General features: G+C 53.6%; 22 protein-coding genes and 2 pseudogenes. 13 read left to right on the forward strand and 11 right to left on the reverse strand.

Annotated features, from left to right (window positions below; translation table 11 throughout):
• Positions 1-8: 8 nt before the first annotated feature.
• The gene (locus tag OGY19_RS19320; RefSeq protein ID WP_061068465.1) at positions 9-902 is read right to left on the reverse strand and encodes a MurR/RpiR family transcriptional regulator; all 894 of its coding nucleotides are present in this window, start codon (positions 900-902) and stop codon (positions 9-11) included.
• A 353-nt stretch (positions 903-1,255) separates the two neighbouring features.
• Between OGY19_RS19320 and dcuC the strand changes: the two genes are divergently transcribed.
• From dcuC to OGY19_RS19335, 3 genes are all read left to right on the forward strand, one after another.
• Complete coding sequence (gene dcuC / locus OGY19_RS19325) at positions 1,256-2,623, forward strand: C4-dicarboxylate transporter DcuC (protein ID WP_115601571.1); 1,368 nt, start codon at positions 1,256-1,258, stop codon at positions 2,621-2,623.
• A 51-nt stretch (positions 2,624-2,674) separates the two neighbouring features.
• A complete protein-coding gene (locus OGY19_RS19330) occupies positions 2,675-4,369 on the forward strand; it encodes an NAD-dependent malic enzyme (protein WP_061068463.1) in 1,695 nt (564 codons plus the stop codon).
• An 86-nt stretch (positions 4,370-4,455) separates the two neighbouring features.
• Entirely contained in the window at positions 4,456-4,800 is a 345-nt protein-coding gene (locus OGY19_RS19335; protein ID WP_115601572.1) for a nitrous oxide-stimulated promoter family protein, read from the forward strand.
• Between the two features lie 125 nt (positions 4,801-4,925).
• Here OGY19_RS19335 and OGY19_RS19340 read toward each other — a convergent pair whose 3' ends face one another.
• The 7 genes and pseudogenes from OGY19_RS19340 to hypA all read right to left on the reverse strand — a co-directional run bounded on the left by OGY19_RS19340 (position 4,926) and on the right by hypA (position 11,343).
• The gene (locus OGY19_RS19340; protein WP_003037421.1) at positions 4,926-5,354 is read right to left on the reverse strand and encodes a TOBE domain-containing protein; all 429 of its coding nucleotides are present in this window, start codon (positions 5,352-5,354) and stop codon (positions 4,926-4,928) included.
• A gap of 44 nt (positions 5,355-5,398) precedes the next feature.
• Positions 5,399-7,477: pseudogene (gene flhA / locus OGY19_RS19345) on the reverse strand (formate hydrogenlyase transcriptional activator FlhA).
• A gap of 127 nt (positions 7,478-7,604) precedes the next feature.
• Positions 7,605-8,615: a hydrogenase maturation carbamoyl dehydratase HypE gene (gene hypE, locus OGY19_RS19350; RefSeq protein WP_061068461.1), complete on the reverse strand. Its 1,011-nt coding sequence runs from the start codon at positions 8,613-8,615 to the stop codon at positions 7,605-7,607.
• Positions 8,612-9,733, reverse strand: a complete 1,122-nt coding sequence (gene hypD, locus OGY19_RS19355) for a hydrogenase formation protein HypD (protein WP_048213035.1) — start codon at positions 9,731-9,733, stop codon at positions 8,612-8,614. Before hypD ends, hypE begins: the two co-directional genes overlap by 4 nt.
• Positions 9,733-10,005, reverse strand: coding sequence for a hydrogenase 3 maturation protein HypC (gene hypC / locus OGY19_RS19360; protein ID WP_061068460.1), 273 nt, complete (start codon positions 10,003-10,005; stop codon positions 9,733-9,735). Before hypC ends, hypD begins: the two co-directional genes overlap by 1 nt.
• Positions 9,996-10,868 carry a hydrogenase nickel incorporation protein HypB gene (gene hypB / locus OGY19_RS19365; RefSeq protein ID WP_115601574.1) on the reverse strand — a complete coding sequence of 291 codons (873 nt, stop codon included), beginning with the start codon at positions 10,866-10,868 and terminating at the stop codon, positions 9,996-9,998. Before hypB ends, hypC begins: the two co-directional genes overlap by 10 nt.
• A 103-nt stretch (positions 10,869-10,971) precedes the next feature.
• The gene (gene hypA / locus OGY19_RS19370; RefSeq protein WP_115601575.1) at positions 10,972-11,343 is read right to left on the reverse strand and encodes a hydrogenase maturation nickel metallochaperone HypA; all 372 of its coding nucleotides are present in this window, start codon (positions 11,341-11,343) and stop codon (positions 10,972-10,974) included.
• A gap of 198 nt (positions 11,344-11,541) precedes the next feature.
• On the opposite strand from hypA, the pseudogene hycA reads away from it, so the two are divergent.
• The 9 genes and pseudogenes from hycA to hycI all read left to right on the forward strand — a co-directional run bounded on the left by hycA (position 11,542) and on the right by hycI (position 19,420).
• A pseudogene (gene hycA, locus OGY19_RS19375) lies at positions 11,542-12,000 on the forward strand (formate hydrogenlyase regulator HycA).
• Between the two features lie 143 nt (positions 12,001-12,143).
• Complete coding sequence (gene hycB / locus OGY19_RS19380; protein ID WP_005130602.1) at positions 12,144-12,755, forward strand: formate hydrogenlyase subunit HycB; 612 nt, start codon at positions 12,144-12,146, stop codon at positions 12,753-12,755.
• Positions 12,752-14,578: a formate hydrogenlyase subunit 3 gene (hycC, locus tag OGY19_RS19385; RefSeq protein ID WP_115601577.1), complete on the forward strand. Its 1,827-nt coding sequence runs from the start codon at positions 12,752-12,754 to the stop codon at positions 14,576-14,578. Before hycB ends, hycC begins: the two co-directional genes overlap by 4 nt.
• Before the next feature lie 2 nt (positions 14,579-14,580).
• Positions 14,581-15,504, forward strand: coding sequence for a respiratory chain complex I subunit 1 family protein (locus OGY19_RS19390; protein WP_005130594.1), 924 nt, complete (start codon positions 14,581-14,583; stop codon positions 15,502-15,504).
• Positions 15,505-15,521: 17 nt separating this feature from the next.
• On the forward strand, positions 15,522-17,231 hold the full coding sequence (gene hycE, locus OGY19_RS19395; protein ID WP_003037393.1) for a formate hydrogenlyase subunit HycE: 1,710 nt from the start codon (positions 15,522-15,524) through the stop codon (positions 17,229-17,231).
• A gap of 9 nt (positions 17,232-17,240) precedes the next feature.
• A complete protein-coding gene (hycF, locus tag OGY19_RS19400; protein ID WP_115601580.1) occupies positions 17,241-17,783 on the forward strand; it encodes a formate hydrogenlyase subunit HycF in 543 nt (180 codons plus the stop codon).
• Positions 17,783-18,550, forward strand: a complete 768-nt coding sequence (hycG, locus tag OGY19_RS19405; RefSeq protein ID WP_003037388.1) for a formate hydrogenlyase subunit HycG — start codon at positions 17,783-17,785, stop codon at positions 18,548-18,550. Before hycF ends, hycG begins: the two co-directional genes overlap by 1 nt.
• A complete protein-coding gene (locus tag OGY19_RS19410) occupies positions 18,547-18,957 on the forward strand; it encodes a formate hydrogenlyase maturation HycH family protein (RefSeq protein ID WP_005130585.1) in 411 nt (136 codons plus the stop codon). The genes hycG and OGY19_RS19410 overlap by 4 nt, the downstream gene beginning before the upstream one ends.
• Positions 18,950-19,420 (forward strand): hydrogenase maturation peptidase HycI, encoded by a 471-nt coding sequence (gene hycI / locus OGY19_RS19415; protein WP_115601581.1) that lies wholly within the window; start codon positions 18,950-18,952, stop codon positions 19,418-19,420. The genes OGY19_RS19410 and hycI overlap by 8 nt, the downstream gene beginning before the upstream one ends.
• A gap of 53 nt (positions 19,421-19,473) precedes the next feature.
• On the opposite strand, the gene OGY19_RS19420 is transcribed toward hycI, so the two are convergent.
• The 3 genes from OGY19_RS19420 to ascF all read right to left on the reverse strand — a co-directional run bounded on the left by OGY19_RS19420 (position 19,474) and on the right by ascF (position 22,787).
• Positions 19,474-19,713: a SymE family type I addiction module toxin gene (locus tag OGY19_RS19420; protein ID WP_061068454.1), complete on the reverse strand. Its 240-nt coding sequence runs from the start codon at positions 19,711-19,713 to the stop codon at positions 19,474-19,476.
• Positions 19,714-19,885: 172 nt separating this feature from the next.
• Positions 19,886-21,310 (reverse strand): 6-phospho-beta-glucosidase, encoded by a 1,425-nt coding sequence (locus OGY19_RS19425; protein ID WP_115602388.1) that lies wholly within the window; start codon positions 21,308-21,310, stop codon positions 19,886-19,888.
• 22 nt (positions 21,311-21,332) lie between these two features.
• Positions 21,333-22,787 carry a PTS cellobiose/arbutin/salicin transporter subunit IIBC gene (gene ascF, locus OGY19_RS19430; RefSeq protein ID WP_115601582.1) on the reverse strand — a complete coding sequence of 485 codons (1,455 nt, stop codon included), beginning with the start codon at positions 22,785-22,787 and terminating at the stop codon, positions 21,333-21,335.
• 264 nt (positions 22,788-23,051) lie between these two features.
• On the opposite strand from ascF, the gene OGY19_RS19435 reads away from it, so the two are divergent.
• The gene (locus OGY19_RS19435) at positions 23,052-24,059 is read left to right on the forward strand and encodes a LacI family DNA-binding transcriptional regulator (RefSeq protein WP_048213491.1); all 1,008 of its coding nucleotides are present in this window, start codon (positions 23,052-23,054) and stop codon (positions 24,057-24,059) included.
• Positions 24,060-24,162 lie beyond the last annotated feature (103 nt).

The following is a 24,162-nucleotide window of genomic DNA, read 5'->3' on the forward strand; positions in this document are numbered from 1 at the left end:
TGGCAGCGCTAAGTATTATGAGCCGATGCAGAAAATGTTTCGAAGAAGACGAACAATTCTTCCAGTTGGGCAAAATTCCCCTCGCTATCTCCTTTCTCATAAGCCAGATGCAGAATGAGTTCGATAAAAAAGAAGCCAAGAATACGGCTTTGAAAAATGGAATGTACGTCGCTTGGGAGAACAAACTGCAGATCGCAGAACTTACCGTAAGGGTTCGCCTCTGAGTTGGTCACCAACACTACGACGGCATTCTTTTTTCTGAACCATTTTGCAATATTGAGCGCGACCCGGTTAAATCGATAGTAAGAGAACACAATCAGGACGTCCTCCTCCTTGATATTGATGAGGCATTTGGGGAGTTCGCTGATGTCTGTTGGTAACAGGGTAATATCGCTGCGAAAGTACTTTAGCAACGTACAAAAATGCGTCGCCATGGCATGAGAAGATGAAGGACCGACGACATAAATATGGCGTTGATTGTTTAATACCAGATCGATAAACGCATTCAGGCTTTCAATATCGATATTATTTTTAAATTGACTAAATAACGTTGATATTTTATGCGTGAAATCAGTAACAATACTTTCTGTCGTGATGCTGGAATTGTTACGCAGTTTGATGTTTTTCTCAAAAGGTGCTGATAGTTTATTTTTTGACAGTGTAATGTCTAATGCTTTACGGAAAGCGGCATAACCGGTAAAACCTATTTTATTCAGGAATCGACCGATAGTAGCTTTACTTACCATCGCATTCTGCGAGAGATCAACAATGCCATGATAGGGGAGTTCATTGAAGTGCTTATTAATGTACTCATTAAGTCGGCACTCAGATTCTGTAAGATCGCCCATATTAAGAGTAAGTGAGTTATACTCATCCAGACTTAACGTGTTTTTTTTGTACATAGATAACACCCGATGGCTGTTGTATATCAACGCTGTTATAGGGTAATACGCTTTCGACGTCAATCATTGAATGAATATCCTGGAAACCCGCATCCAGCCTTTTTTGGAGGATGTGACCGTATTCAGATGAGTTGCGATCTTACTCACAAAAAGAGGTGGGAAAACACCTTTCCCGTATTTTACAACCACACAACCCATTACAATTAAATCTCAATATTTGAGTATGTAATACGATAAATTTACGTACATATTATAACTGCTTATATATGGATGTGATTTCCCGGTATCCTGCATAAGCTATGATGATATGACGGGTAACCCTACCAGATTTGTATGGCATAGGAATTGTTATTATGACGGCGTTTATTATAGCAATAGTGATAACAGTTATTGCTGCATGGTTAATTGTTAAAAATTATCAGCCGCAAACTGTTTTATTACTCGCTGGACTGGCATTATTGACCATCACAGTACTGTTTTATCCAGAAAACAGCATTCTCTATGATAAAGCGAAATCCACGGGGTCAACCTGGCTGGATATCTTTAGCTTTGCAAAAGCATCGTTGACCACACAAATTGCGGGTATCGGTCTTATCATCATGGCGGCGGGTGGATTTGCCAGCTATATGGATCACATCAAAGCATCGAACGCGATGGTGAATATGTGCATTCGCCCGCTACAGGTAATTAAAGCGCCTTACCTTATCCTCGCGTTGGGGTACATCTGCGCGCAGCTTCTGCACGTGGCAATTTCAAGTGCGGCGGGCCTGGCAATGTTGCTGTTGGTGACATTCTTCCCGGTTCTGGTGCGCCTCGGAGTCAGTAAAGCCTCTGCGGCCGCGATGATTGCCCTGTGCGCGTTTATGGATCTAGGGCCTGCGGCAGGTACGGCGAATCTGGCGGCGAAGCATGCCGGAATGGAAAGCGCTATCTACTTTGCTCATTACCAGATGCCGGTTGCGGTGGCGGTTATGCTGGCCGTGGCGGTGGTGATTTACTTCACCGCGAAATATTTCGACAAAAAGGATAGCTTTGTACCGGGTGCGCAAAGCGTGGCGCAAGCGGAAGAAGAGGGTCGCAAAGCGCCCGCGATTTATGCTCTTTTGCCGGTCCTGCCGGTGGCACTGGTGCTGGTCTTTAGCCCTTTGGTTATCAAATCCATCAAAATTGACGTAGTCACGGCGATGATCCTTGGCGCTGTGGTCGCATTTTTCTTTGAACTGGTGGCTACCCGTGATTTCAAAAGCAGCTGCAAAGGATTACAGGTCTTTTTCAAAGGCATGGGCAGCATGTTTACCAGTATCGTTTCCTTGCTGGTATGTGCGGATATCTACGCCCAAGGGTTGCAGAAAATTGGCGCGGTGGACTACCTGTTACAGTCAGTGCAAAACGCAGGACTGGGCTTTACCAGCATGACGCTGGTGATGACCGCGCTGGTGGGCGTAACCGCCATCCTGACAGGCTCTGGTGTTGCCGCCTTTTTCTCCTTCTCCGGACTGGCCCCCTCCATTGCAGCAAAATTTGGTGAGAGCGCCGTCAATATGATCCTGCCTATGCAGTTAATGGCGGGAATGGGGCGCTCAATGTCCCCAGTGGCTGGAATCATTATTGCGGTGAGTAAAGCAGGAGAATGTTCACCGTTTATGATCGTCAGAAGAACGCTGCTTCCAGCGCTGGCCGGTATTGCGGCGATGCTGGTTGCCAACTATGTCCTGATTTGAATCCCGAGAGCCTGCTAATGCAGGCTCTTATTTTTTATCTGGTTGTAATTTATGGATGGCAACGTGACAAACGATGTTTTATACGTCCCGTTTACGGGGAAGTTACTGCTTGAATCTCCGTTATTAAACAAGGGAAGCAGCTTCACGCAGCAAGAAAGGCACGACTTTAACCTGAGTGGGCTACTGCCTTGCGCCATTGAGAATATTGATGAACAAGCCGAACGGGCGTATCAACAATATCTTGAGGCTGAGTCCCACAACGCTCGACATATTTACCTGCGTAATATCCAGGATACCAACGAAACGTTATTTTATTACCTGCTGAAAAAGTATCTTCCAGAGATGCTGCCCATCGTTTATACCCCGGTAGTCGGGGCCGCCTGTGAAAAATTCTCGTGGATATATCGTCGTGCGCGCGGTGTTTTTATCTCCTGGCCCGATCGCGATCGTATTGACGATATTTTGCATGATATTCCACGGCACCATATCAAGGTCATCGTCGTCACCGATGGTGAGCGCATTCTGGGGCTGGGCGACCAGGGCGTTGGCGGTATGGGAATTCCTATCGGGAAACTGTCGCTCTATACCGTCTGTGGCGGGGTAAATCCGGCGAATACGCTACCTATTTTACTGGATGTCGGCACGAATAATGCGCGACTGCTGGACGATCCGCGCTATATCGGCTGGCGTCATCCGCGCATAACTGGTGAAGACTATTTCGCATTTATTGGAATGTTTATTGCTGCCGTAAAACGGCGCTGGCCTAACGTTCTGCTGCAGTTTGAAGATTTTGCCCAGCATACCGCGGTACCGCTGCTGGACCGTTATCGCGATGAGCTGTGCTGTTTTAACGATGATATTCAGGGCACGGCGTCGGTGGCTCTGGCGACTTTGGTTGCTGCCTGCCGAGGCAGCGGTCGTGACTTCCGTCAGCAATCAATCGTAATTGTGGGGGCGGGGGCTGCGGGATGTGGGATTGCCCGGCATATTATTGCCTGTCGCATCAGTGAAGGAATGAGCCAGGCTGAAGCCAGACGGACCATTTTTATGGTGGATCGCGACGGTCTGGTGATGACCACCAATAATGCCTTAGCTGATTTCCAGCAACCGCTGGCGCAGTCGCCTGAGGAAATTTCTGACTGGCAGTATGAGGGGCCGGCACCGTCGTTACTGGAGGTGATCCACAATGCCAAACCGGCGGTTATGCTGGGGGTGTCGGGTCAGGCTGGATTGTTCTCGCAGGAGGTAATTAGCACGATGTACCAATACTGCGACCGTCCGATTGTTATGCCGTTGTCGAATCCCACTTCGAGAATGGAAGCGCGACCAGAAGATATCATTCGCTGGACCGAGGGACAGGCCATCATTGCGACCGGCAGTCCCTGCGGTGTGATTGAATTTAATGGACGCTCCATTCCGGTGGCGCAGTGCAATAACGTGTATGTTTTCCCGGCCATCGGTCTGGGGGCTATCGCCAGCGGCGCGACACGCGTAACAGAGGCTATGCTGATGGCGGCAAGCCGTGCGCTGGCCGATGCTTCCCCGTTGGTGCGTAACGGGGAAGGCGCTCTGTTGCCGGAGATTGGGACAATCTGCGAGGTGACCCGCAGCATTGCCTTTGAGGTCGGTAAGGCGGCACAGCAGTCGGGTGTGGCAGAGAAGATGAGCGACGACGCGCTGTCGCAGAGTATTAAAGATAACTTTTGGCTACCGCACTACCGTCCTTATAAACGCAGGGCTATTTAGCCGTTGTGACGAGTAAGCGGTACTCGGGTCTTGGTTGCCTTCATGATTAAGGTGTATTATTTATGCAACTTAATTATGGAGGCATCATGTCCGGCAAACGTATTGCTCGTGAAAAAATAACGATCCAAAAGATGATCTCGCTGTACGAAAGCCAGTGTCCGGAAGCTTCAGATGAGCAGGGGCATTACGATGCGTTGTTTGCTTATGCGCAAAAGCGCCTGGATAAGTGCGTGTTTGGCGAGGAAAAACCGGCCTGCAAGCAGTGTCCGGTGCACTGCTATCAACCTGCTAAACGCGAAGAGATGAAGCAAATTATGCGTTGGGCCGGGCCGAGAATGCTCTGGCGTCACCCAATTCTGACCGTTCGCCATCTGATTGATGACAAGCGTCCCGTCCCGGAATTACCTGAGAAATATCAGCGCAAGAAGTAATCTGGTTATTTTGTGCCGGATAGCGGCGATGCCTTATCCGGCCAGCAAGCGCAGGCTCACCTGTCGCGTAGGCCCGATAAGCGTAGCGCCATCGGGCAATTTAACTATCCGGTACCGGATGGCAGTTACGCTTTGGTGGCAATAAGAATGGCCGAGGCTTTGATCAGCGCGATGACCCGGCTTCCCTGGCTCAGTTTCATCTCTTGCTGACTTTCGTTCGTCACGACCGCGACAATGTCAAAACCGGCATCAGTTTTGATGTGTACGGTGGCGTTAACGGCGCCTTCGGTTACCTGTGAAACGCTACCGGCAAATTGGTTACGGGCAGAGAATTTCAGGCCACAGTCTTCAGTCGCCAGCGTCACCCACGGCGCTTTAATCAGCGCAATGGCTTCTTTTCCTTTCGCCAGACCCAGTGCCTGCTGGCTGCTATGGGTCACAATCGCGACCAGTTTTGCGCCGCCAGCCAGCGTCAGTTCAACTTCATCATTCACTGCACCAGTGGCAACTGCACTGACTGTACCGGTTAATTGATTACGTGCTGATACCGCCATACTGCCTCCTTTCGTTGAGTTATCACCCAGTATAGCCACAATGGCTAAACCAGCGCATCCTTATCAATACCTAATCGCTTCATACGCGACAACAACGTGGTTCGTTTTAGCCCCAATCGCTGCGCAGCACCTTTAGGACCGGCAACCACGCCGTTGGTCTCTTTCAGGACGCGCATGATCAACTGGTATTCGTCCTCGCCATCCTGCGCAACTTCGGTGGCTACCGGCGGTACGGACGGCGTCAACGCGGCAATATCCGGCAGGGACAGCTGTAGCACGTTGCCTCGGGTAAGCAGAACCGCGCGCTCCACCACGTTTTCCAGTTCGCGCACGTTACCCGGCCACTCCATGCTGCTCAAGGTACGAAGCGCTTCGGCAGGAATACTGTCGATATTGCGTCCCATCCGGCGAGCAATTTTAAAGGTAAAGGCTTTCACCAGCAGTGGGATATCTTCCGGGCGCTCGCGCAGCGGAGGTAAATGGATTGGGAAAACGTTCAGCCGGTAATACAGATCGTTACGGAATTCCCGATCGGTAACCATCTTTTTCAGATCGCGGTTAGTGGCGGCGATCAACCGAACGTCGGTCTGGATCAGCTTGTTGCTGCCCAGGCGTTCAAATTCCTGCTCTTGCAGTACGCGCAGCAGCTTAGGCTGTAGCTCCAGCGGCATGTCACCTACTTCATCGAGGAACAGCGAGCTTTTATCCGCCAGTTCAAAACGCCCAATTCGCTGTGTGCTGGCCCCGGTAAACGCGCCGCGCTCGTGACCAAACAGGTCGCTTTCCAGTAATCCGGCAGGCATTGCCGCGCAGTTCATCTTCACCATCCGGCGGGCGTTACGCCCACTCAGATTATGAATCGCTCTGGCGATCAGCTCTTTACCCGTACCTGTCTCACCCAGAATCAATACGGTGCTGTCGCTCTGCGCCACCATTTCGACCTGTTTGAGTACGCTGTACATGGCTTCGCTGCGACCGATAATTTCGCCGAACTCACTGTCCACATTGTTCAGTTGCTCGGTCAGCGCCAGGTTTTCATCGACCAGACGTTCTTTCAGGCGGTGTATCTCCTGATAGGCAAGCGCGTTATCTACCGCAATGGCTACGCGTTCGGCAATCTGGCGCAACAGTTTCAGGTTGGCGGTGGTGAAAACTTTTTCTTCACACTGCGCCAGTTTGAGCACGCCAAGCATCGTGTTGCCGGACATCAGCGGCAGCAGGCACAGAGTCTGTAGCTGGTTGCCCCAGGTTTCGAACAGCATCCGTTCGTAAGGGGCGAGCGTATCGCGTTCGCTCAGATTAATCAGCAGCATCTCTTTGCTTTTGAAAACGCGTTCAGAAAGCGTACCTGCTTCATCCACTTCACTTTGTTCGTGCGCCGGATGATGTTCATCCAGATAGTGGGTGGAATAAATGCTGAGCTTGTTTTTGCGATCGCTGCGTAACACGATGCTGATGGCATCAATGTCGAAGTAGTGATGGATCTCTTTGGCGACTTCGCTGACCAGCTCGTCAATGTCCAGGCGGGAGAGCACCGCATTGGTGATGGCGACGAGGATACGAAAGTTGTCACGTTCGCGACACAGCAAATCGTAATCGACGTTGTTGCTGACTCTGCTCTGAATTTGTTCCGCAACGACGCCGACTATCTGGGTAAAGGTCTGCAGCCGGTTGTACTCTTTTTCACTCCACGGACGATCTTCGTTGCGGATGAATTCACAGCCGCCAAAGATGCGTCCATCCGCCGCCAGCGGCAGCAGGCAGTAGTGGCCAAATTCAGAATACAGTCCACCTGAAGCCAACTGTGGCTAGGTTTCCGTAAACTCATGATAGTTGCAGTGCAGCGCATCGGGGCGAGACAAAATACGGCGTACCGGGCCATGGGCCAGTACCGTTTCATCTTCATAATCGATGGGTTTACCATTTTCACGCGTCGCAAAATAACGCGCACGTTGCGTTTGTGCCTGCCATAACACAATAGCCGCGCAGTCGGCCAGCGCTGAACGCTTGACCAGCTGCGAAAGCGCCTCGCTGAGAGACGGGAGATCGGGCTGCTGTAATAATGTACGAGTAATATCGAACAGGCCTTGCTGTCCGAGGTCACTCATCGGTGTATACGACATATTGCTTTTCCAGGAAAAGCACCGCAGAACGGTGCGAAAACGGTAAATGAATTATAGGTATAAGTCGTAAATTATTGCCGGATAGCGATTTCGCTTATCCGGCCTACACGTTGCTGCTAATGGGCAGTTAGCATATACGAGGTAATGGTTCGGCGTGTGGTAAATCGAGGGTTCGTTTCACGCCGTAAAGTCCGGCCAGACGCACACCTTTGCGTTCTACCACTTCACCAATCAGCGCGGCATCGCGTCCTAAAGGATGGGCGTGGAGTGCGGCGAGCACGGCTTCAGCAGCCTGACGTTCAACGGCAATCACCAGCTTACCTTCGTTAGCAAAATTGAGCGCATCCAGACCCAGCAGTTCGCAAACGCCACGCACCGCGGGTTTCACGGGCAGGGCCGCTTCAGACAGCTCAATGCCAAACCCGCATGATGCGGCAAATTCATGCGTTACCGCATTCACGCCGCCACGGGTCGCGTCACGCAGCGCCTTCACGCCGGGGATATCACGTAGCGTCTGGATAAGCGGCGTCAATACCGCGCAGTCGCTGACCAGTTCGCCATCAAGACCCAGCTGTTCGCGTAGGTTAAGGATAGTTGCGCCGTGATCGCCAAGCGTACCGCTGACCAGCAGCACATCGCCCACGCTCAGGGTCTGGGCACCCCAGTGAATGTTGGCGGGGATCGCGCCCATTCCGGCGGTGTTGATAAAAAGTTTGTCCGCCGCGCCGCGCTGCACAACTTTGGTATCGCCGGTTACGATAGCAATACCCGCTTCGCGCGCGGTTGCCGCCATGCTGTTAACGACGGTTTTCAGCGTGTCCATTGGCAGACCCTCTTCGAGGATAAAACCGCAGGAGAGGTAGCGCGGTATCGCGCCGCTGACCGCCACGTCGTTAGCCGTACCGCAGATTGCCAGCTTGCCGATATTACCGCCCGGGAAGAACAACGGATCGATAACATAGCTGTCGGTTGAAAACGCCAGACGATCGCCTTCAGCGACCAGTTGCGCCAGTTCCAGACGTGCCTGATCTTCTTGTTCCGCCAGCCACGGATTCGCGAATGCCTCCATAAACAGACTGTTGATCAACTGCTGCATAGCCTGGCCGCCGCTACCGTGGGCGAGTTGTACGCTGTTCATGCTTCACACTCCTGCTGACGATACTGATACCAGGCGGCACATGCGCCTTCGGAGGAGACCATCAGGGCGCCAAATGCGGTCTCCGGGTTACAGGTTTTGCCAAATAGCGGGCACTGATGCGGTTTGCATCTGCCGGTCAATACCTCTCCGCAACGCGCGCGCGGATCGTCATACACCTGCTGCGGCGCTGGCTGGAAATGCGCTTCGGCGTCAAAGCGCTGATAGTCAGGCGTCAGGTGAACGCCTGATGATTCAATGACGCCCAGACCGCGCCATTCGCTGTCGCCATTCACGCTGAACACGTCGGCGATAGCCTGTTGGGCTAACGCGTTACCGGCATCCGGTACCACGCGACGATACTGGTTTTCTACCTGGCTGTGCGCGGCAATTTTCTGCTCAATCAACATCACCACGCCCTGCAGGAGATCGAGCGGTTCGAAGCCAGCGACCACTAACGGACGATGGAAATCTGAGGCAATAAAATTATAGGCGTCAGTGCCAATCACCATGCTGACGTGACCCGGCGCTAAAAAGGCATCAATGCCATTGTCCGGTTGTTCCAGCAGGCTGCGCAGCGTTGGGATCAAGGTGATGTGCTGGCAGAAAAAGTAAAAGTTCTGCACATCGCGCTGTTTGGCCTGCTGCAGAGTGATGGCGGTTGTCGGCATGGTGGTTTCAAAACCCAGGCCAAAGAACACCACTTTGCGCGTTGGGTTTTCTTCGGCCAGCTTCAGCGCATCCATTGGGGAATAGACGATACGGACATCCGCGCCGCGCGCTTTGGCTTGTAGCAGAGAACCTTGTTTACCCGGGACGCGCATCGCGTCGCCAAAGGTGCAGAAAATCACTTCCGGGTGGCTGGCGATTTCGACACAGCTGTCAATTCTGCCCATCGGCAGAACGCACACCGGGCAGCCTGGACCGTGAATAAACTCGACGTTTTCAGGCAGTAACTGGTCGAGACCGAACTTGAAGATTGCGTGGGTATGACCCCCACAAACTTCCATGATGCGCAGCGGGCGTTCAGCCGTGTAGGGGAGGAGTGCAGCACGTTCACACAGGTGCTCTATCAACTGCATCACCTGTTCTGGTGCGCGGTATTCGTCAACAAAACGCATTATTTTTCCTCGCCATACAGCAACGCGCCGACATCCGGCTCAACGTCAAACATGTTTTGTAGCGCGTCGAGCGTGTCGCGCGCTTCTGCTTCATTAATGATGCTCATGGCGAAACCGACGTGAACCAGTACCCACTGGCCCAGGCGTGGCTCACCCTTTTCATCACAGCTACCGACCAGCGTCAGATCGACGTCGCGCTGAATACCGCAAACGTCGACCTTAGCCTGGTTGCCATCAATGGTGCGGATTTGACCCGGAACACCTATGCACATCGCTGATTCTCCAGCCATGACAGCCATTGATCCATCCCTTCGCCGCTGGTGGCGGAAATCAGGATGATCTCAATTTCCGGATTCACTTCCCGGGCGCTGGCGATGCACTTATCTACGTCAAAATTGAGGTACGGCAGCAGATCCACTTTGTTGAGCAGCATCAGCGATGCGGCGGCAAACATATGCGGATATTTCAGCGGTTTGTCTTCACCTTCGGTGACGGAAAGCACGGCGACTTTATGACGTTCGCCGAGGTCGAAACTGGCCGGGCACACCAGGTTGCCGACGTTTTCAATGAACAAAATACCGTTATCGTCAAGCGGCAAACGCGGCGCGGCATCGGCAATCATTTGGGCGTCGAGGTGGCAACCTTTACCGGTGTTGACCTGGATGGCGGGCGTGCCGGTGGCGCGAATACGGGCAGCATCGTTCACCGTTTGCTGGTCGCCTTCAATGACGGCACATGGCACGCTGTCTTTGAGCTTCATTAGCGTTTCGGTCAGCAGCGTGGTTTTACCGGAACCCGGGCTTGAAACAAGGTTCAGTACCAGATGCTGACGGGCCGCAAAGCGGGCACGGTTGCGCTCGGCCAGGCGGTTGTTTTTATCCAGTACGTCAATTTCCACTTCCAGCATGCGGCGCTGGCTCATGCCTGGCGCGTGGGTGCCTGCTTCACCGTGACCGTAGTGCAAATCACCTTCTTCAGTCTGGCTCGGTGTGAAATTTGAGGTTTTCACACCGGTAATATTCAGCGCCGGACGAGCCGCCGGGGCAAATGGCGCGCTGCGAAACGCCGAGTGGGGATTATGTTCATCACCCTCTATATATAGGTTGCCTTCAGCGCAACCACATGTCGTACACATCGCTCACTCCTGATCTTTTTACTTGCGGTATATCTGTTGCCGGATGGCGGCTTTGCCTTATCCGGCCTACAAACGAGCTCTTTGTGTAGGCTGGATAAGACGCTTAGGCGTCGCCATCCGGCGCTGGAGTCTGATCTATTTCAATACGTCGAATCTGTAAGCCGTCGTCGGCCACAATTCTCAGCATATCGCTATTGCATTGCGGACACCGGCGCACGCGTTGCGTCAGTAACGTGACGTATTGCTGACAAGATTCGCACCAACATTCGGCTTCTTGTTCTTCGAGGTGGAGTTTACAACCTTCTGCAAGGGTGCCACGGCATACCAGATCAAAACAAAAGGCGAGAGCGCTGGTTTCTACGCAAGAAAATGCGCCAATTTTGAGCCAGACCCCAGTTACCCGCTTTGCGCCGTGTTGGGTGGCCTGTTGTTCAATCAATTCCAGTGCCCGTTGGCAGAGGGTTATTTCGTGCATACCGCCTCCTGTGAAGTTGCCGTATCAAAAGCAATAAGCATGCCAGGTTGAATTTTTTCATTCGTGACAATGACGACGATGACGAAATGACATGTCGTCACCCGCCTTTGATTTTTTATCTATATGAAAATTAAGTAATTTAATTTTGGCATGAAATGTGCTTAAGGCTGTTCATCTCTGCTAAACGGGTAACCTGACATGACTATTTGGGAAATAAGCGAAAAAGCCGATTACATCGCTGAACGGCATCGTCGCCTACAGGACCAGTGGCGTATTTACTGTAACTCGCTGGTTCAGGGGATCACCCTGTCAAAAGCGCGTTTGCATCATGCAATGAGCTGCGCACCGGACAAAGATCTCTGCTTCGTCCTTTTTGAACACTTCACTATCTACGTCACGCTGGCGGACGGTTTTAACAGTCATACCATCGAATACTACGTCGAAACAAAAGACGGTGATGATAAGCAGCTGATTGCACAGGCAGAATTGACCATCGACGGTAAGGTCGATGAGCGTATCAGCAACCGCGATCGCGAGCAGGTGCTGGAGCACTATCTCGAAAAAATCGCCAGCGTCTACGACAGCCTGTAGACCGCGGTTGAAAACAATATGCCGGTGAATTTAAGCCAACTGGTTGAGGGACATAGCCCGGCTTAAGCCTCGGGGGCCGTCCACTTTGTCATGATGCGGTTTACATACTGCGTCACGATGTTTTAGGGAATGGGCATGTCGAAAAATGTCGAAATGACATTTTGCAGACATGTTTTCGTCAAAAATGACTATCACCTGAGGAATGCCTGGTGAATCGTTTTGTAATTGCTGACTCCACTCTTTGCATTGGCTGCCACACCTGTGAGGCCGCCTGCTCAGAGACACATCGCCAGCATGGCCTGCAGTCAATGCCGCGCCTGAAAGTGATGTTAAATGAAAAAGAATCCGCGCCGCAGCTTTGCCACCAGTGTGAAGATGCGCCTTGTGCCACCGTTTGCCCGGTTAATGCGATTAACCGTGTCGATGGCGCCGTACAGCTGAATGAAAGCCTGTGCGTCAGCTGCAAATTGTGCGGGATTGCCTGTCCGTTCGGCGCGATTGAGTTTTCCGGCAGCCGTCCGCTGCACATCCCGGCGAACGCCAATACGCCAAAAGCGCCTCCGGCTCCGCCAGCGCCTGCGCGTGTGAGCACGCTGCTGGACTGGGTTCCGGGCGTTCGCGCCATCGCGGTGAAATGCGATCTGTGCAGTTTTGACGAGCAAGGTCCGGCCTGCGTGCGCATGTGCCCAACCAAAGCCCTGCACCTGGTGAGCAACATGGATATCGCCCGCGCCAGCAAACGTAAGCGTGAGCTGACTTTCAACACCGATTTCGGCGATCTCACCTTGTTTCAGCAGGCTCAGAGTGGGGATGCAAAATGAGCGCAATTTCACTGATTAACAGCGGCGTGGCCTGGTTTACAGCGGCGGCGGTTCTGGCATTTCTGTTTTCATTTCATAAATCGTTGAGTGGCTGGATTGCCGGGGTTGGCGGTGCGGTGGGCAGCCTGTATACGGCGGCTGCGGGTTTTAGCGTACTGATTAATGGGCTGGCGGTCAGCGGCGTGATGCCGTTTATTGGTCACAGTCTGCAAATGACGCCGCTGAACGCTATCTGGCTGATTACGCTGGGTCTGTGCGGTCTGTTTGTCAGCCTGTACAACATTGACTGGCATCGTCATCCGCTGGTTTTAGCTAACGGCCTGCTGGTGAATCTGCTGATGGCCGCGGCGGTATGTGCGGTGGTTGCCAGCAACCTCGGTACGCTGGTGGTGATGGCGGAAATCATGGCGCTGTGTGCTGTGTTCCTCACCGGATGCAGTAAAGAAGGCAAACTGTGGTTTGCGCTGGGACGTATTGGTACGCTGCTGCTGGCGGTTGCCTGCTACCTTGTGTGGCAACGCTACGGCACCCTGGAGCTGCGTCTGCTTGATCTGCGTACCCAGGAGCTGCCGCTCGGCGCCGACATCTGGCTGCTGGGCGTGGCGGGTTTTGGCCTGCTGGCCGGAATTATTCCTCTGCATGGTTGGGTGCCACAGGCTCACGCCAATGCCAGCGCACCGGCTGCGGCACTGTTCTCTACCGTCGTCATGAAGGTGGGTCTGCTGGGTATTCTGTCGCTGTCGCTGCTGGGCGGTAACGCGCCGCTGTGGTGGGGCGTTACGCTGCTGGTGCTGGGGATGATCACCGCGTTTGTCGGCGGTCTGTATGCGCTGATGGAGCACAACATCCAGCGTCTGCTGGCGTACCACACGCTGGAAAACATCGGCATTATTCTGCTGGGTCTGGGTGCTGGCGTGACCGGGATTTCCCTCAATCAACCAGCACTGATTGCGCTGGGTTTAACCGGCGGTCTGTACCATCTGGTCAACCACAGCCTGTTCAAAAGCGTTCTGTTTCTGGGCGCAGGCAGCATCTGGTTCCGTACCGGTCATCGTGATATCGAAAAACTGGGCGGGATCGGTAAACGTATGCCGGTTATCTCTCTGGCGATGCTGGTTGGCCTGATGGCGATGGCCGCGCTGCCGCCGCTGAACGGTTTTGCCGGCGAATGGGTTATCTACCAATCCTTCTTCAAGCTGGGTAACAGTGGCGCGTTTGTCGGTCGTCTGTTAGGGCCGTTGCTGGCGGTTGGGCTGGCAATTACCGGCGCGCTGGCGGTGATGTGTATGGCGAAAGTCTATGGCGTTACGTTCCTTGGCGCACCGCGCACGAAGGAAGCTGAAAACGCCTGTTGCGCGCCAATCCTGATGAGCGTGAGCGTCGTTGCGCTGGCTATCTGCTGCGTGATTGGCGGCGTTGCTGCGCCGTGGCTGCTGCCGATGATCTCCTCTGCCGTTCCGCTGCCGCTGGAAACTGCGAACACCACCGTTTCTCAGCCAATGATCACGCTGCTGCTGATCGCATGTCCGCTGCTGCCGTTCATCATCATGGCAATTTTTAAAGGCAACCGTCTGCCGTCGCGTTCACGCGGTGCGGCATGGGTGTGTGGTTACGATCACGAGCAGTCAATGGTCATTACCGCGCACGGTTTTGCCATGCCGGTGAAAGAAGCCTTTGCCCCGGTACTCAAACTGCGTAAATGGCTAAACCCGGTATCACTGATTCCGGGCTGGCAGAATGCGGCTGCGCCGGTGCTGTTCCGTCGACTGGCGCTAATTGAGCTGGCGGTGCTGGTGGTGATTGTGGTTTCACGAGGAGCCTGAGAATGAGTGTTTTATATCCGTTAATTCAGGCGCTGGTGCTGTTTGCCGTTGCGCCGCTGCTGTCCGGCGTTACCCGTGTGGCGCGCGCGCGTTTGCACAATCGCCGCGGTCCGGGCGTTTTGCAGGAATACCGCGACATTATCAAACTGCTGGGTCGTCAGAGCATTGCGCCTGCGGATTCCAGCTGGGTTTTCCGCCTGACGCCGTTTGTGATGGTGGGCGTGATGCTGACTATCGCCACTGCGTTGCCGGTAGTGACCGTTGGCTCGCCGCTGCCACAACTGGGCGATCTGATCACCTTAATTTACCTGTTCGCCATTGCCCGTTTCTTCTTCTCTATCGCGGGACTGGATACTGGTAGCCCGTTTACTGCCATTGGTGCCAGCCGTGAAGCGATGCTCGGCGTGCTGGTTGAACCTATCCTGCTGCTGGGGCTGTGGGTGGCGGCGCAGGTTGCCGGTTCGACCCACATCAGCAACATTGCCGATACCGTTTATCACTGGCCTGCCGCGTATAGCATCCCGCTGATTCTGGCGCTGTGCGCCTGTGCTTTCGCCACCTTTATCGAAATGGGCAAACTGCCGTTCGATCTGGCAGAAGCCGAGCAGGAGCTGCAGGAAGGTCCATTGACTGAATACAGCGGCAGCGGTTTTGCCGTGCTGAAATGGGGCATTAGCCTCAAGCAACTGGTCGTTCTGCAAATGTTCGTCGGTGTGTTCCTGCCGTGGGGACAGATGGAAACCTTCACCGCGGGTGGGCTGCTGCTGGCGCTGGTGATTGCCGTCGTCAAGCTGGTCCTCGGCGTGCTGGTCATCGCCCTGTTCGAAAACAGCATGGCGCGTCTGCGTTTTTGCGCCACTTCACGCGTGACCTGGGCCGGTTTTGGGTTTGCGTTTTTAGCGTTCGTCTCCTTGCTGGTGGCGTGATTTAAGAGAGTTTGAGCATGTCTGAAGAAAAATTAGGTCAACAATATCTCGCTGCGCTGCATCAGGCCTTTCCGGGCGTGGTGCTGGATGAAGCCTGGCAGACCAAAGATCAGCTGACGATCACCGTCAAGGTGAACTACCTGCCGGAAGTGGTGGAGTTCCTGTACTACAAACAGGGCGGCTGGTTGTCCGTGTTGTTTGGTAACGACGAACGCCAGTTGTGCGGTCATTACGCTGTTTACTACGTGATGTCGATGGAGCAGGGCACCAAATGCTGGATAACTGTCCGAGTTGAAGTCGATGCCAACAAGCTGGAGTTCCCGTCCGTCACGCCGCGCGTTCCGGCTGCGGTCTGGGGCGAGCGCGAAGTGCGCGATATGTACGGTTTGATCCCGGTTGGTTTGCCGGATGAGCGTCGTCTGGTACTGCCCGATGACTGGCCGGACGAACTCTATCCGCTGCGTAAAGACAGCATGGATTATCGTCAGCGCCCGGCTCCGACTACCGATGCTGAAACCTACGAGTTCATCAACGAACTGGGCGACAAGAAAAATAACGTGGTGCCGATTGGCCCGCTGCACGTCACCTCCGATGAACCCGGTCACTTCCGCCTGTTCGTGGACGGCGAGAACATTATCGACGCCGACTACCGCCTATTCTATGTCCACCGCGGCATGGAGAAACTGGCGGAAACCCGTATGGGTTACAACGAAGTGACGTTCCTGTCAGATCGTGTGTGTGGCATCTGCGGCTTTGCGCATAGCACCGCCTATACCACCTCCGTTGAGAATGCGATGGGCATCGTGGTGCCGGAACGTGCGCAGATGATCCGTGCCATTCTACTGGAAGTTGAGCGTCTGCACTCGCACCTGCTGAACCTCGGCCTGGCCTGTCACTTCACCGGTTTTGACTCCGGCTTTATGCAGTTCTTCCGCGTGCGTGAAACGTCGATGAAGATGGCGGAGATCCTCACCGGGGCACGTAAAACTTACGGTCTGAACCTGATCGGCGGTATCCGTCGTGATCTGCTGAAAGAAGATATGATCCAGACCCGTCAACTGGCGCAGCAGATGCGTCGGGACGTGCAGGAACTGGTCGATATGCTGCTCAGCACGCCGAATATGGAACAGCGTACGGTCGGTATTGGTCGTCTGGACCCGGAAATTGCTCGTGACTTCAGTAACGTCGGCCCGATGGTTCGCGCCAGCGGCCACGCGCGTGACACCCGCGCCGATCACCCGTTTGTCGGCTATGGTCTGTTGCCGATGGAAGTTCACAGCGAGCAGGGCTGCGACGTTATTTCTCGTCTGAAAGTTCGTATTAATGAAGTCTACACCGCACTGAATATGATCGACTTTGGTCTGGATAACCTGCCGGGCGGCCCGCTGATGGTGGAAGGCTTTACCTATATTCCTCACCGTTTCGCACTGGGCTTTGCTGAAGCGCCGCGCGGAGATGACATTCACTGGAGCATGACCGGCGACAACCAGAAACTGTATCGCTGGCGCTGCCGTGCAGCAACCTACGCCAACTGGCCGACGCTGCGCTACATGCTGCGTGGTAATACCGTTTCCGATGCGCCGCTGATTATCGGTAGCCTCGATCCTTGCTACTCCTGTACTGACCGTATGACCGTGGTCGATGTACGTAAGAAGAAGAGCAAAGTCGTGCCGTACAAAGAACTTGAGCGCTACAGCATCGAGCGTAAAAACTCGCCGCTGAAATAAGGAATCGCCATGTTTACCTTTATCAAAAAAGTCATCAAAACCGGGGCGCCGACGTCGTCGTATCCGCTGGAGCCGATTGCGGTCGATAAAAACTTCCGTGGCAAACCGGAACATAATCCGCAGCAGTGTATTGGCTGCGCGGCCTGTGTGAATGCGTGCCCGTCGAACGCGTTGACGGTAGAAACCGATCTGGCCACCAATGAGCTGGCGTGGCAGTTCAATCTCGGTCGCTGCATCTTCTGCGCCCGTTGCGAAGAAGTTTGCCCGACGGCGGCAATCAAGCTGTCGCAGGAGTATGAGCTGGCGGTGTGGAAGAAAGCGGATTTCCTGCAGCAGTCTCGCTTTGCGCTGTGTAATTGCCGCGTATGTAACCGCCCGTTTGCGGTACAAAAAGAGATTGATTACGCCATTGCGTTGCTGAAGCACAACGGTGATTCCCGCGCGGAAAACCACCGTGAAAGCTTTGAGACCTGCCCGGACTGTAAGCGCCAGAAATGCCTGGTGCCGTCTGACCGTATTGAACTGACTCGCCATATGAAAGAGGCCAGCTGATGAGCAATTTATTAGGCCCACGTGACGCCAACGGTATTCCGGTACCGATGACGGTGGATGAATCCATTGCCAGCATGAAAGCGTCGCTGCTAAAAAGCATCAAGCGTTCAGCGTACGTTTACCGTGTGGACTGCGGCGGCTGCAACGGTTGCGAAATTGAAATCTTCGCCACGCTTTCTCCGCTGTTTGACGCCGAACGTTTTGGCATCAAAGTGGTACCGTCCCCGCGCCATGCGGATATCCTGCTGTTTACCGGCGCGGTAACCCGTGCCATGCGCTCTCCGGCGCTGCGCGCCTGGCAGTCTGCGCCAGACCCGAAAATTTGTATCTCTTACGGTGCCTGCGGTAACAGCGGCGGTATTTTCCACGACTTATACTGCGTATGGGGCGGCACCGACAAAATCGTACCGGTGGATGTGTATATCCCTGGCTGCCCGCCAACGCCTGCAGCCACGCTGTATGGTTTTGCGATGGCGCTTGGCCTGTTGGAACAGAAAATTCATGCACGTGCGCCGGGCGAACTGGACGAACAACCTGCTGAAATTCTGCATCCGGATATGGTTCAGCCGCTGCGCGTGAAGGTGGATCGCGAGGCTCGCCGTCTGGCGGGATACCGCTATGGTCGCCAGATTGCTGATGACTATATGACGCAGTTAGGGCAGGGCGAGCATCAGGTGGCGCGCTGGCTGGAGGCGGAAAACGATCCGCGTCTGACCGAGATCGTCACGCATCTTAACCATGTTGTCGAAGAGGCGCGTATCCGATGAGTGAAACGGTGGTGTTCAGCCAACTGAGCCGTAAGTTTATTGATGAGAACGATGCGACGCCCGCCGAGGCGCAGCAGGTTGTCTATTACAGCCTGGCGATTGGTCACCACCTTGGGATCATCGATTGCCTGGAAGCGGCGTTAACTTGTCCATGGGATGACTATCTGGCATGGATTGCTACCCTTGCTGAGGGAAGCGAAGCCCGCCGGAAAATGGAAGGTGTGCCGAAATACGGCGAGATCGTTATCGATTTCAACCATGTGCAAATGCTGGCACGCGCGTTCGATGATGCGCGTGCCGTACAGACCCCGCAGCAGCAGGAGTGGAGCAAGCTGATGCTTAGCATGCTGCACGACATCCACCAGGAAAGCGCCATCTATCTGATGGTGAGGAGACACCGTGACTGACGTTTTATTATGTGTGGGTAACAGCATGATGGGCGATGACGGCGCGGGCCCGCTGCTGGCTGAAATGTGTGCTGCAAATCCTCAAGGCAACTGGGTTGTCATCGACGGCGGTAGCGCGCCGGAGAACGATATTGTCGCCATCCGTGAACTGCGTCCGCAACGTTTGTTGATTGTTGATGCCACCGATATGGGGCTGAACCCCGGTGAAATCCGTATTATCGATCCTGATGATATTGCCGAGATGTTCATGATGACCACCCACAACATGCCGCTGAACTACCTGATAGATCAGCTGAAAGATGACGTTGGCGAGGTGATTTTCCTTGGCATTCAGCCGGATATTGTCGGTTTTTACTACCCGATGACACAGCCGATCAAAGATGCTGTTGATACCGTCTATCAGCGATTAGCCGGTTGGGAAGGACACGGTGGATTCTCCGAGCTGGAAGCGCCAGAAGAGTAAACCGTATCAGTGCCGGATGTGAGTGACATCCGGCCTGTTTCCCGCCTTCCTCGTTACTCAATGGCCTGCTCTATAATTAATTTCCCCTGCATCACTGACACACTCACTGCCGTACCGGTAGGAAACCCTGCTTGTTCCAGCCAGTCGCCGTTCAGAGTGAGTGAGGCGTGCCGACTGATTCGTCGCGTGTAACCCGTTTTGGGATCTTCATGGCGTTTTCTGACATAGCCAACTTTCAATCGACGTACGGGTTTAGTGATAGCCACTGCTGTTGTGCCATTTTTATCAGACATGCACGTTTCCTTGTGGTGAACGGCCAGGATTAAAAACTACTGAATAAAATGCCAGTAAAAAAGGATGAGGGCAAACCTGAAACTGGAAGGACGATTCCACATCTGGAATGTAATAAATGAAATGAAAATATGTAATTCTGCCGGAAGGCTGTAACCCCCTCCGGCAGATCTGTTATGCCAGATCGGCACCGTTGCTGGCGATTACTTTTTTGTACCACCAGAATGATTTCTTACGGGTGCGCGCCAGCGTGCCGTTGCCCGCATCATCGCGGTCCACATACACAAAACCGTAGCGTTTGCTCATCTCACCGGTTGAGGCAGAAACCAGGTCAATACAGCCCCAGGTGGTGTAACCCATCAGCGGCACGCCATCTTCAATCGCGTCTGCCATGGCGCGAATGTGCTCGCGTAAATAGCTGATGCGATAGTCGTCATTGATCTCACCATTGGCATCGATTTCATCCTTCGCTCCCAGCCCGTTCTCCACCAGAAATAGCGGTTTCTGGTAGCGGTCATACATCATATTCATGGTGATGCGCAGACCAAGCGGATCGATGCCCCAGCCCCATTCGCTGGCCGCAATATACGGATTACGCAGCGACTTCACCACGTTGGCGGCGCTGGTATTGCCGGTGTTCATTTCCGCCGAGGCGCAGCGCGATGCGTAATAGCTGAACGAGACGAAATCGACGGTGTTTTTCAGGATGTCGTCATCTTCCGGGGCTTTTTCTATGACCACGCCTTTTTCGCGAAACACGCGGGCAGAATAAGCCGGGTAGGCCCCGCGCGCCTGCACATCAATAAAGAACAGGTTTTCGCGGTCTTTTTCCAGCGCGGTCCACACATCTTCTGGTTTACAGGAATAAGGATAAAAATTACCGCCCGCCAGCATACAACCGACCTGGTTTTGCGGATTAATTTCATGGGCTATTTTAGTCGCCAGGGCGCTGGCTATCAGTTCGTGGTGAGCGGACTGATATTTCACCTGATCCTGATTTTCACCTTCTTCAAATACCAGCCCGGCGCCTGAAAAGGGGCTGTGCAGCATAATGTTGATTTCGTTGAACGTCAGCCAGTACTTCACCAGTCCGTCAAAGGCCTCAAAGCAGGTCCGGGCGTAGCGGGTAAAGAACTCCACCATTTTACGGCTACGCCATGAACCGTACTCGGTGACCAGATGCATTGGCACATCGAAGTGACACAGCGTGACCAGCGGCTCAATACCGTATTTTTTACACTCGGCAAACACCGCCCGGTAAAATGCGATACCCTCTTCATTCGGCGTCAGCTCATCGCCGTTAGGGTAGAGACGGCTCCAGGCAATGGAAGTACGAAATACCGTAAAACCCATTTCCTCCATCAGCGCGATATCTTCTTTATAGCGATGATAAAAGTCGATCGCCTGATGGCTGGGATAAAATTCGTCATCCCGCAACGTAAAGCGCTTTTCCTGTCCCAGTTTGACGGGCATGCGACTTGTGCCGTGAGGGATCATATCGACGGTCGTCAGCCCTTTGCCACCTTCCCGGTACGCCCCTTCAGACTGGTTGGCGGCCAGTGCGCCGCCCCATAAAAATCCTTGCGGAAAAACAGACATAATTAACCTCAGTTCATACCAGTCAAATGCTGGCTCCATTGATATTGCCCGGTTGTGCGGCCTGATTTTTTCTGTCCTGCGCGGCGGCATCTTCGACAGGAATATCTTCAAAGCCGAGAATCAGTGTTAATACAAAGGAAAGCACCACCGCCAGCGCCATCACGCCAAACACCCATACGATAGTCATCGGATTGGCCGGATCGAAAAACTGTACGCTGGTGAACAGACCTGGAGCCGCCATGGAGTGGCTTGCAAGTCCGGCCATGCCGGCAACGGCACCGCAGATAAAACCGCTGATAAGACTCGCAATCAGTGGTCGTTTCAGGCGGATCGCCACGCCATACAGCGCGGGTTCGGAAATCCCTGCCATGATGGCAGAGGCGGCTGCCGCTAACGCCGTCTGACGCAGTTCCGGGTTTTTGGTTTTCCATGCCACTGCCAGCGATGAACCGCCTAACGACAAGTTGGCGCCGATTTCCGACGGCATCACCATGCCTTCTTTTCCGGTTTCGGCAATGGTCTGAATAATGGTTGGCGTAAAGACACGGTGCATACCGGTCATCACCAGCAGCGGCCACAATGCGCCCATAATGGCCACTGACAGCCAACCGAGATAGCCGTGAATGGTATACACCAGCGCTGAAATTGCGCTACCGATCCAGATGCCGATCGGGCCAATGATGACGATGGCGAGCGGCGCGGCGATCAGCACGATCAGCATTGGTTTCAGGAAGTTTTTGGTGACTGCCGGAGTGATGCGATCGACCCAACGTTCGATGTATGACAGGCACCAGGTCATCACCAGCGCCGGGATCACCGTGTAAGTATATTTCACCGCTGTCACCGGGATCAGGGCAAACTCAACGTGCTCACCCTGCGCAGCCTTCGCCATCAGATCGATGAAGCTGGGATGCACCAGTACACCCGCGATGGCGATTGCCAGTGACATGTTGGTTTTGAATTTGATAGCGGCCGACGCGGCGACCATCAGCGGCAGGAAGAAAAATGCGCCGTCGCCGATCACGGTCAGAATAGTGAGCGTGGACGATCCTTTCTCCAGCACACCGGTCATTTCGAGGATCATTGCTAGCAGCTTGAGCATTGATCCGCCGATAATTGCAGGGATCAACGGCGACATGGTGCCGATCAGCGCGTCGAGGATCCCCGCGCCAATCCGCTTCAGCGTCAGTCGGGGTTTGGTTTGCGGCTCAGCAGGCTGCATGTTGAAAGGCAACAGGCTGACCACTTCGCGATACGCCTGCGAAACGGTATTGCCGATGATCACCTGACACTGGTTATCGCTACGCACCACGCCAAGTACGCCAGAAAGCGTCTTCAGCGTCGCGCTGTCGACCTGCGAGTCATCTTTGATAACGAAACGCAAACGGGTCATACAGTGGGTCACTGCTGTGATGTTGTCAACGCCTCCCAGAGCCGTCACAACGGAGCGCGCCAGCGCTGCATAATTCTTGGACATCGGATTTAATCCTGTTTTATCAGTAGGGTACGTTATGTTTTATCCGTTTACGTTGGGTCGCTTTTCTGGGTTATGAAACGCAGATGGGAAACCGGTTCCACAAAAGAATGTTTAATTTATTTATATTTAGCAAGATTTAATTTTGATAATTTATTGTAATTGTGATGTTTATCACTGGATGTTGGCGTCTGCGATGTAGCAGCAAGGACAGCGGCGAAACGGTGCAGTACACTGCGTTACATTGAGAGAATAGGGATGAGTAATATGACCACGATGCTCGAGGTGGCGAAGCGTGCCGGCGTGTCGAAAGCGACGGTTTCCCGGGTGCTTTCCGGGAACGGCTACGTCAGCCAGGAGACCAAAGACCGCGTGTTTCAGGCCATTGAAGAGAGTGGTTATCGCCCTAACTTGCTGGCGCGTAGCCTGGCGGCGAAAACCACGCAGACGCTGGGACTGGTGGTGACGAACACCCTTTATCACGGCGTCTATTTCAGCGAACTGTTGTTTCATACCGCACGCATGGCGGAGGATAAGGGGCGTCAGTTGTTGCTGGCTGACGGTAAGCACAGCGCTGAGGAAGAACGCCAGGCGATCCAATACCTTCTGGACTTACGCTGCGACGCGATTATGATCTATCCGCGTTTTCTCAGTGTGGATGAGATAGACGATATCATCGACGCCCATACTCAGCCGATTATGGTGCTTAACCGACGCCTGCGGAAAAACAGTAGCCACAGCGTATGGTGTGATCAAAAGCAGACCAGCTTTAACGCCGTTACTCAGCTCATTGCCGCCGGGCATAAAGAGATTGGTTTTATTACCGGCTCGATGGATTCTCCAACCGGCGTGGAGCGACTTTCAGGTTATAAAGACGCGCTGGCACATCATGGTATTGCGCTTAATAATGACTTGATTGTTAAGGGAAAGTGGACGCCAGCCTGCGGTGCTGCGGGCGTTGATGCGTTGCTTTCACGTAAGGTCAATTTTACCGCGCTGGTGGCCAGCAATGACGATATGGCGATCGGCGCGATGAAGCAGTTACACGCCCATGGTGTGCGGGTGCCTTTACAGGTGTCGGTGATTGGCTTCGATGATATCACCCTCGCGCCATACACTATTCCGGCGCTTTCCAGCGTAAAAATTCCGGTAACAGAAATGATTCAGGAAACGATTGGGCGCCTGATCTTTATGTTGGGTGACGGGGCGTTTACGCCGCCAAAGACTTTCACCGGTGAACTCATCCAGCGCGACTCTGTTGCGCCGCCCGCTTAGCGCTGACGGCTGTCATTTGTCATCGTCACTAGTGACGATGACACGCCATCCTTGTATTCATTATAATAAAAATCCTTTAATAACAGTAAATTAAAATCTGGCA

It is taken from the genome of Citrobacter sp. Cy070 (assembly GCF_030332245.1).
GTDB classification, from domain to species: Bacteria; Pseudomonadota; Gammaproteobacteria; order Enterobacterales; family Enterobacteriaceae; genus Citrobacter; species Citrobacter youngae.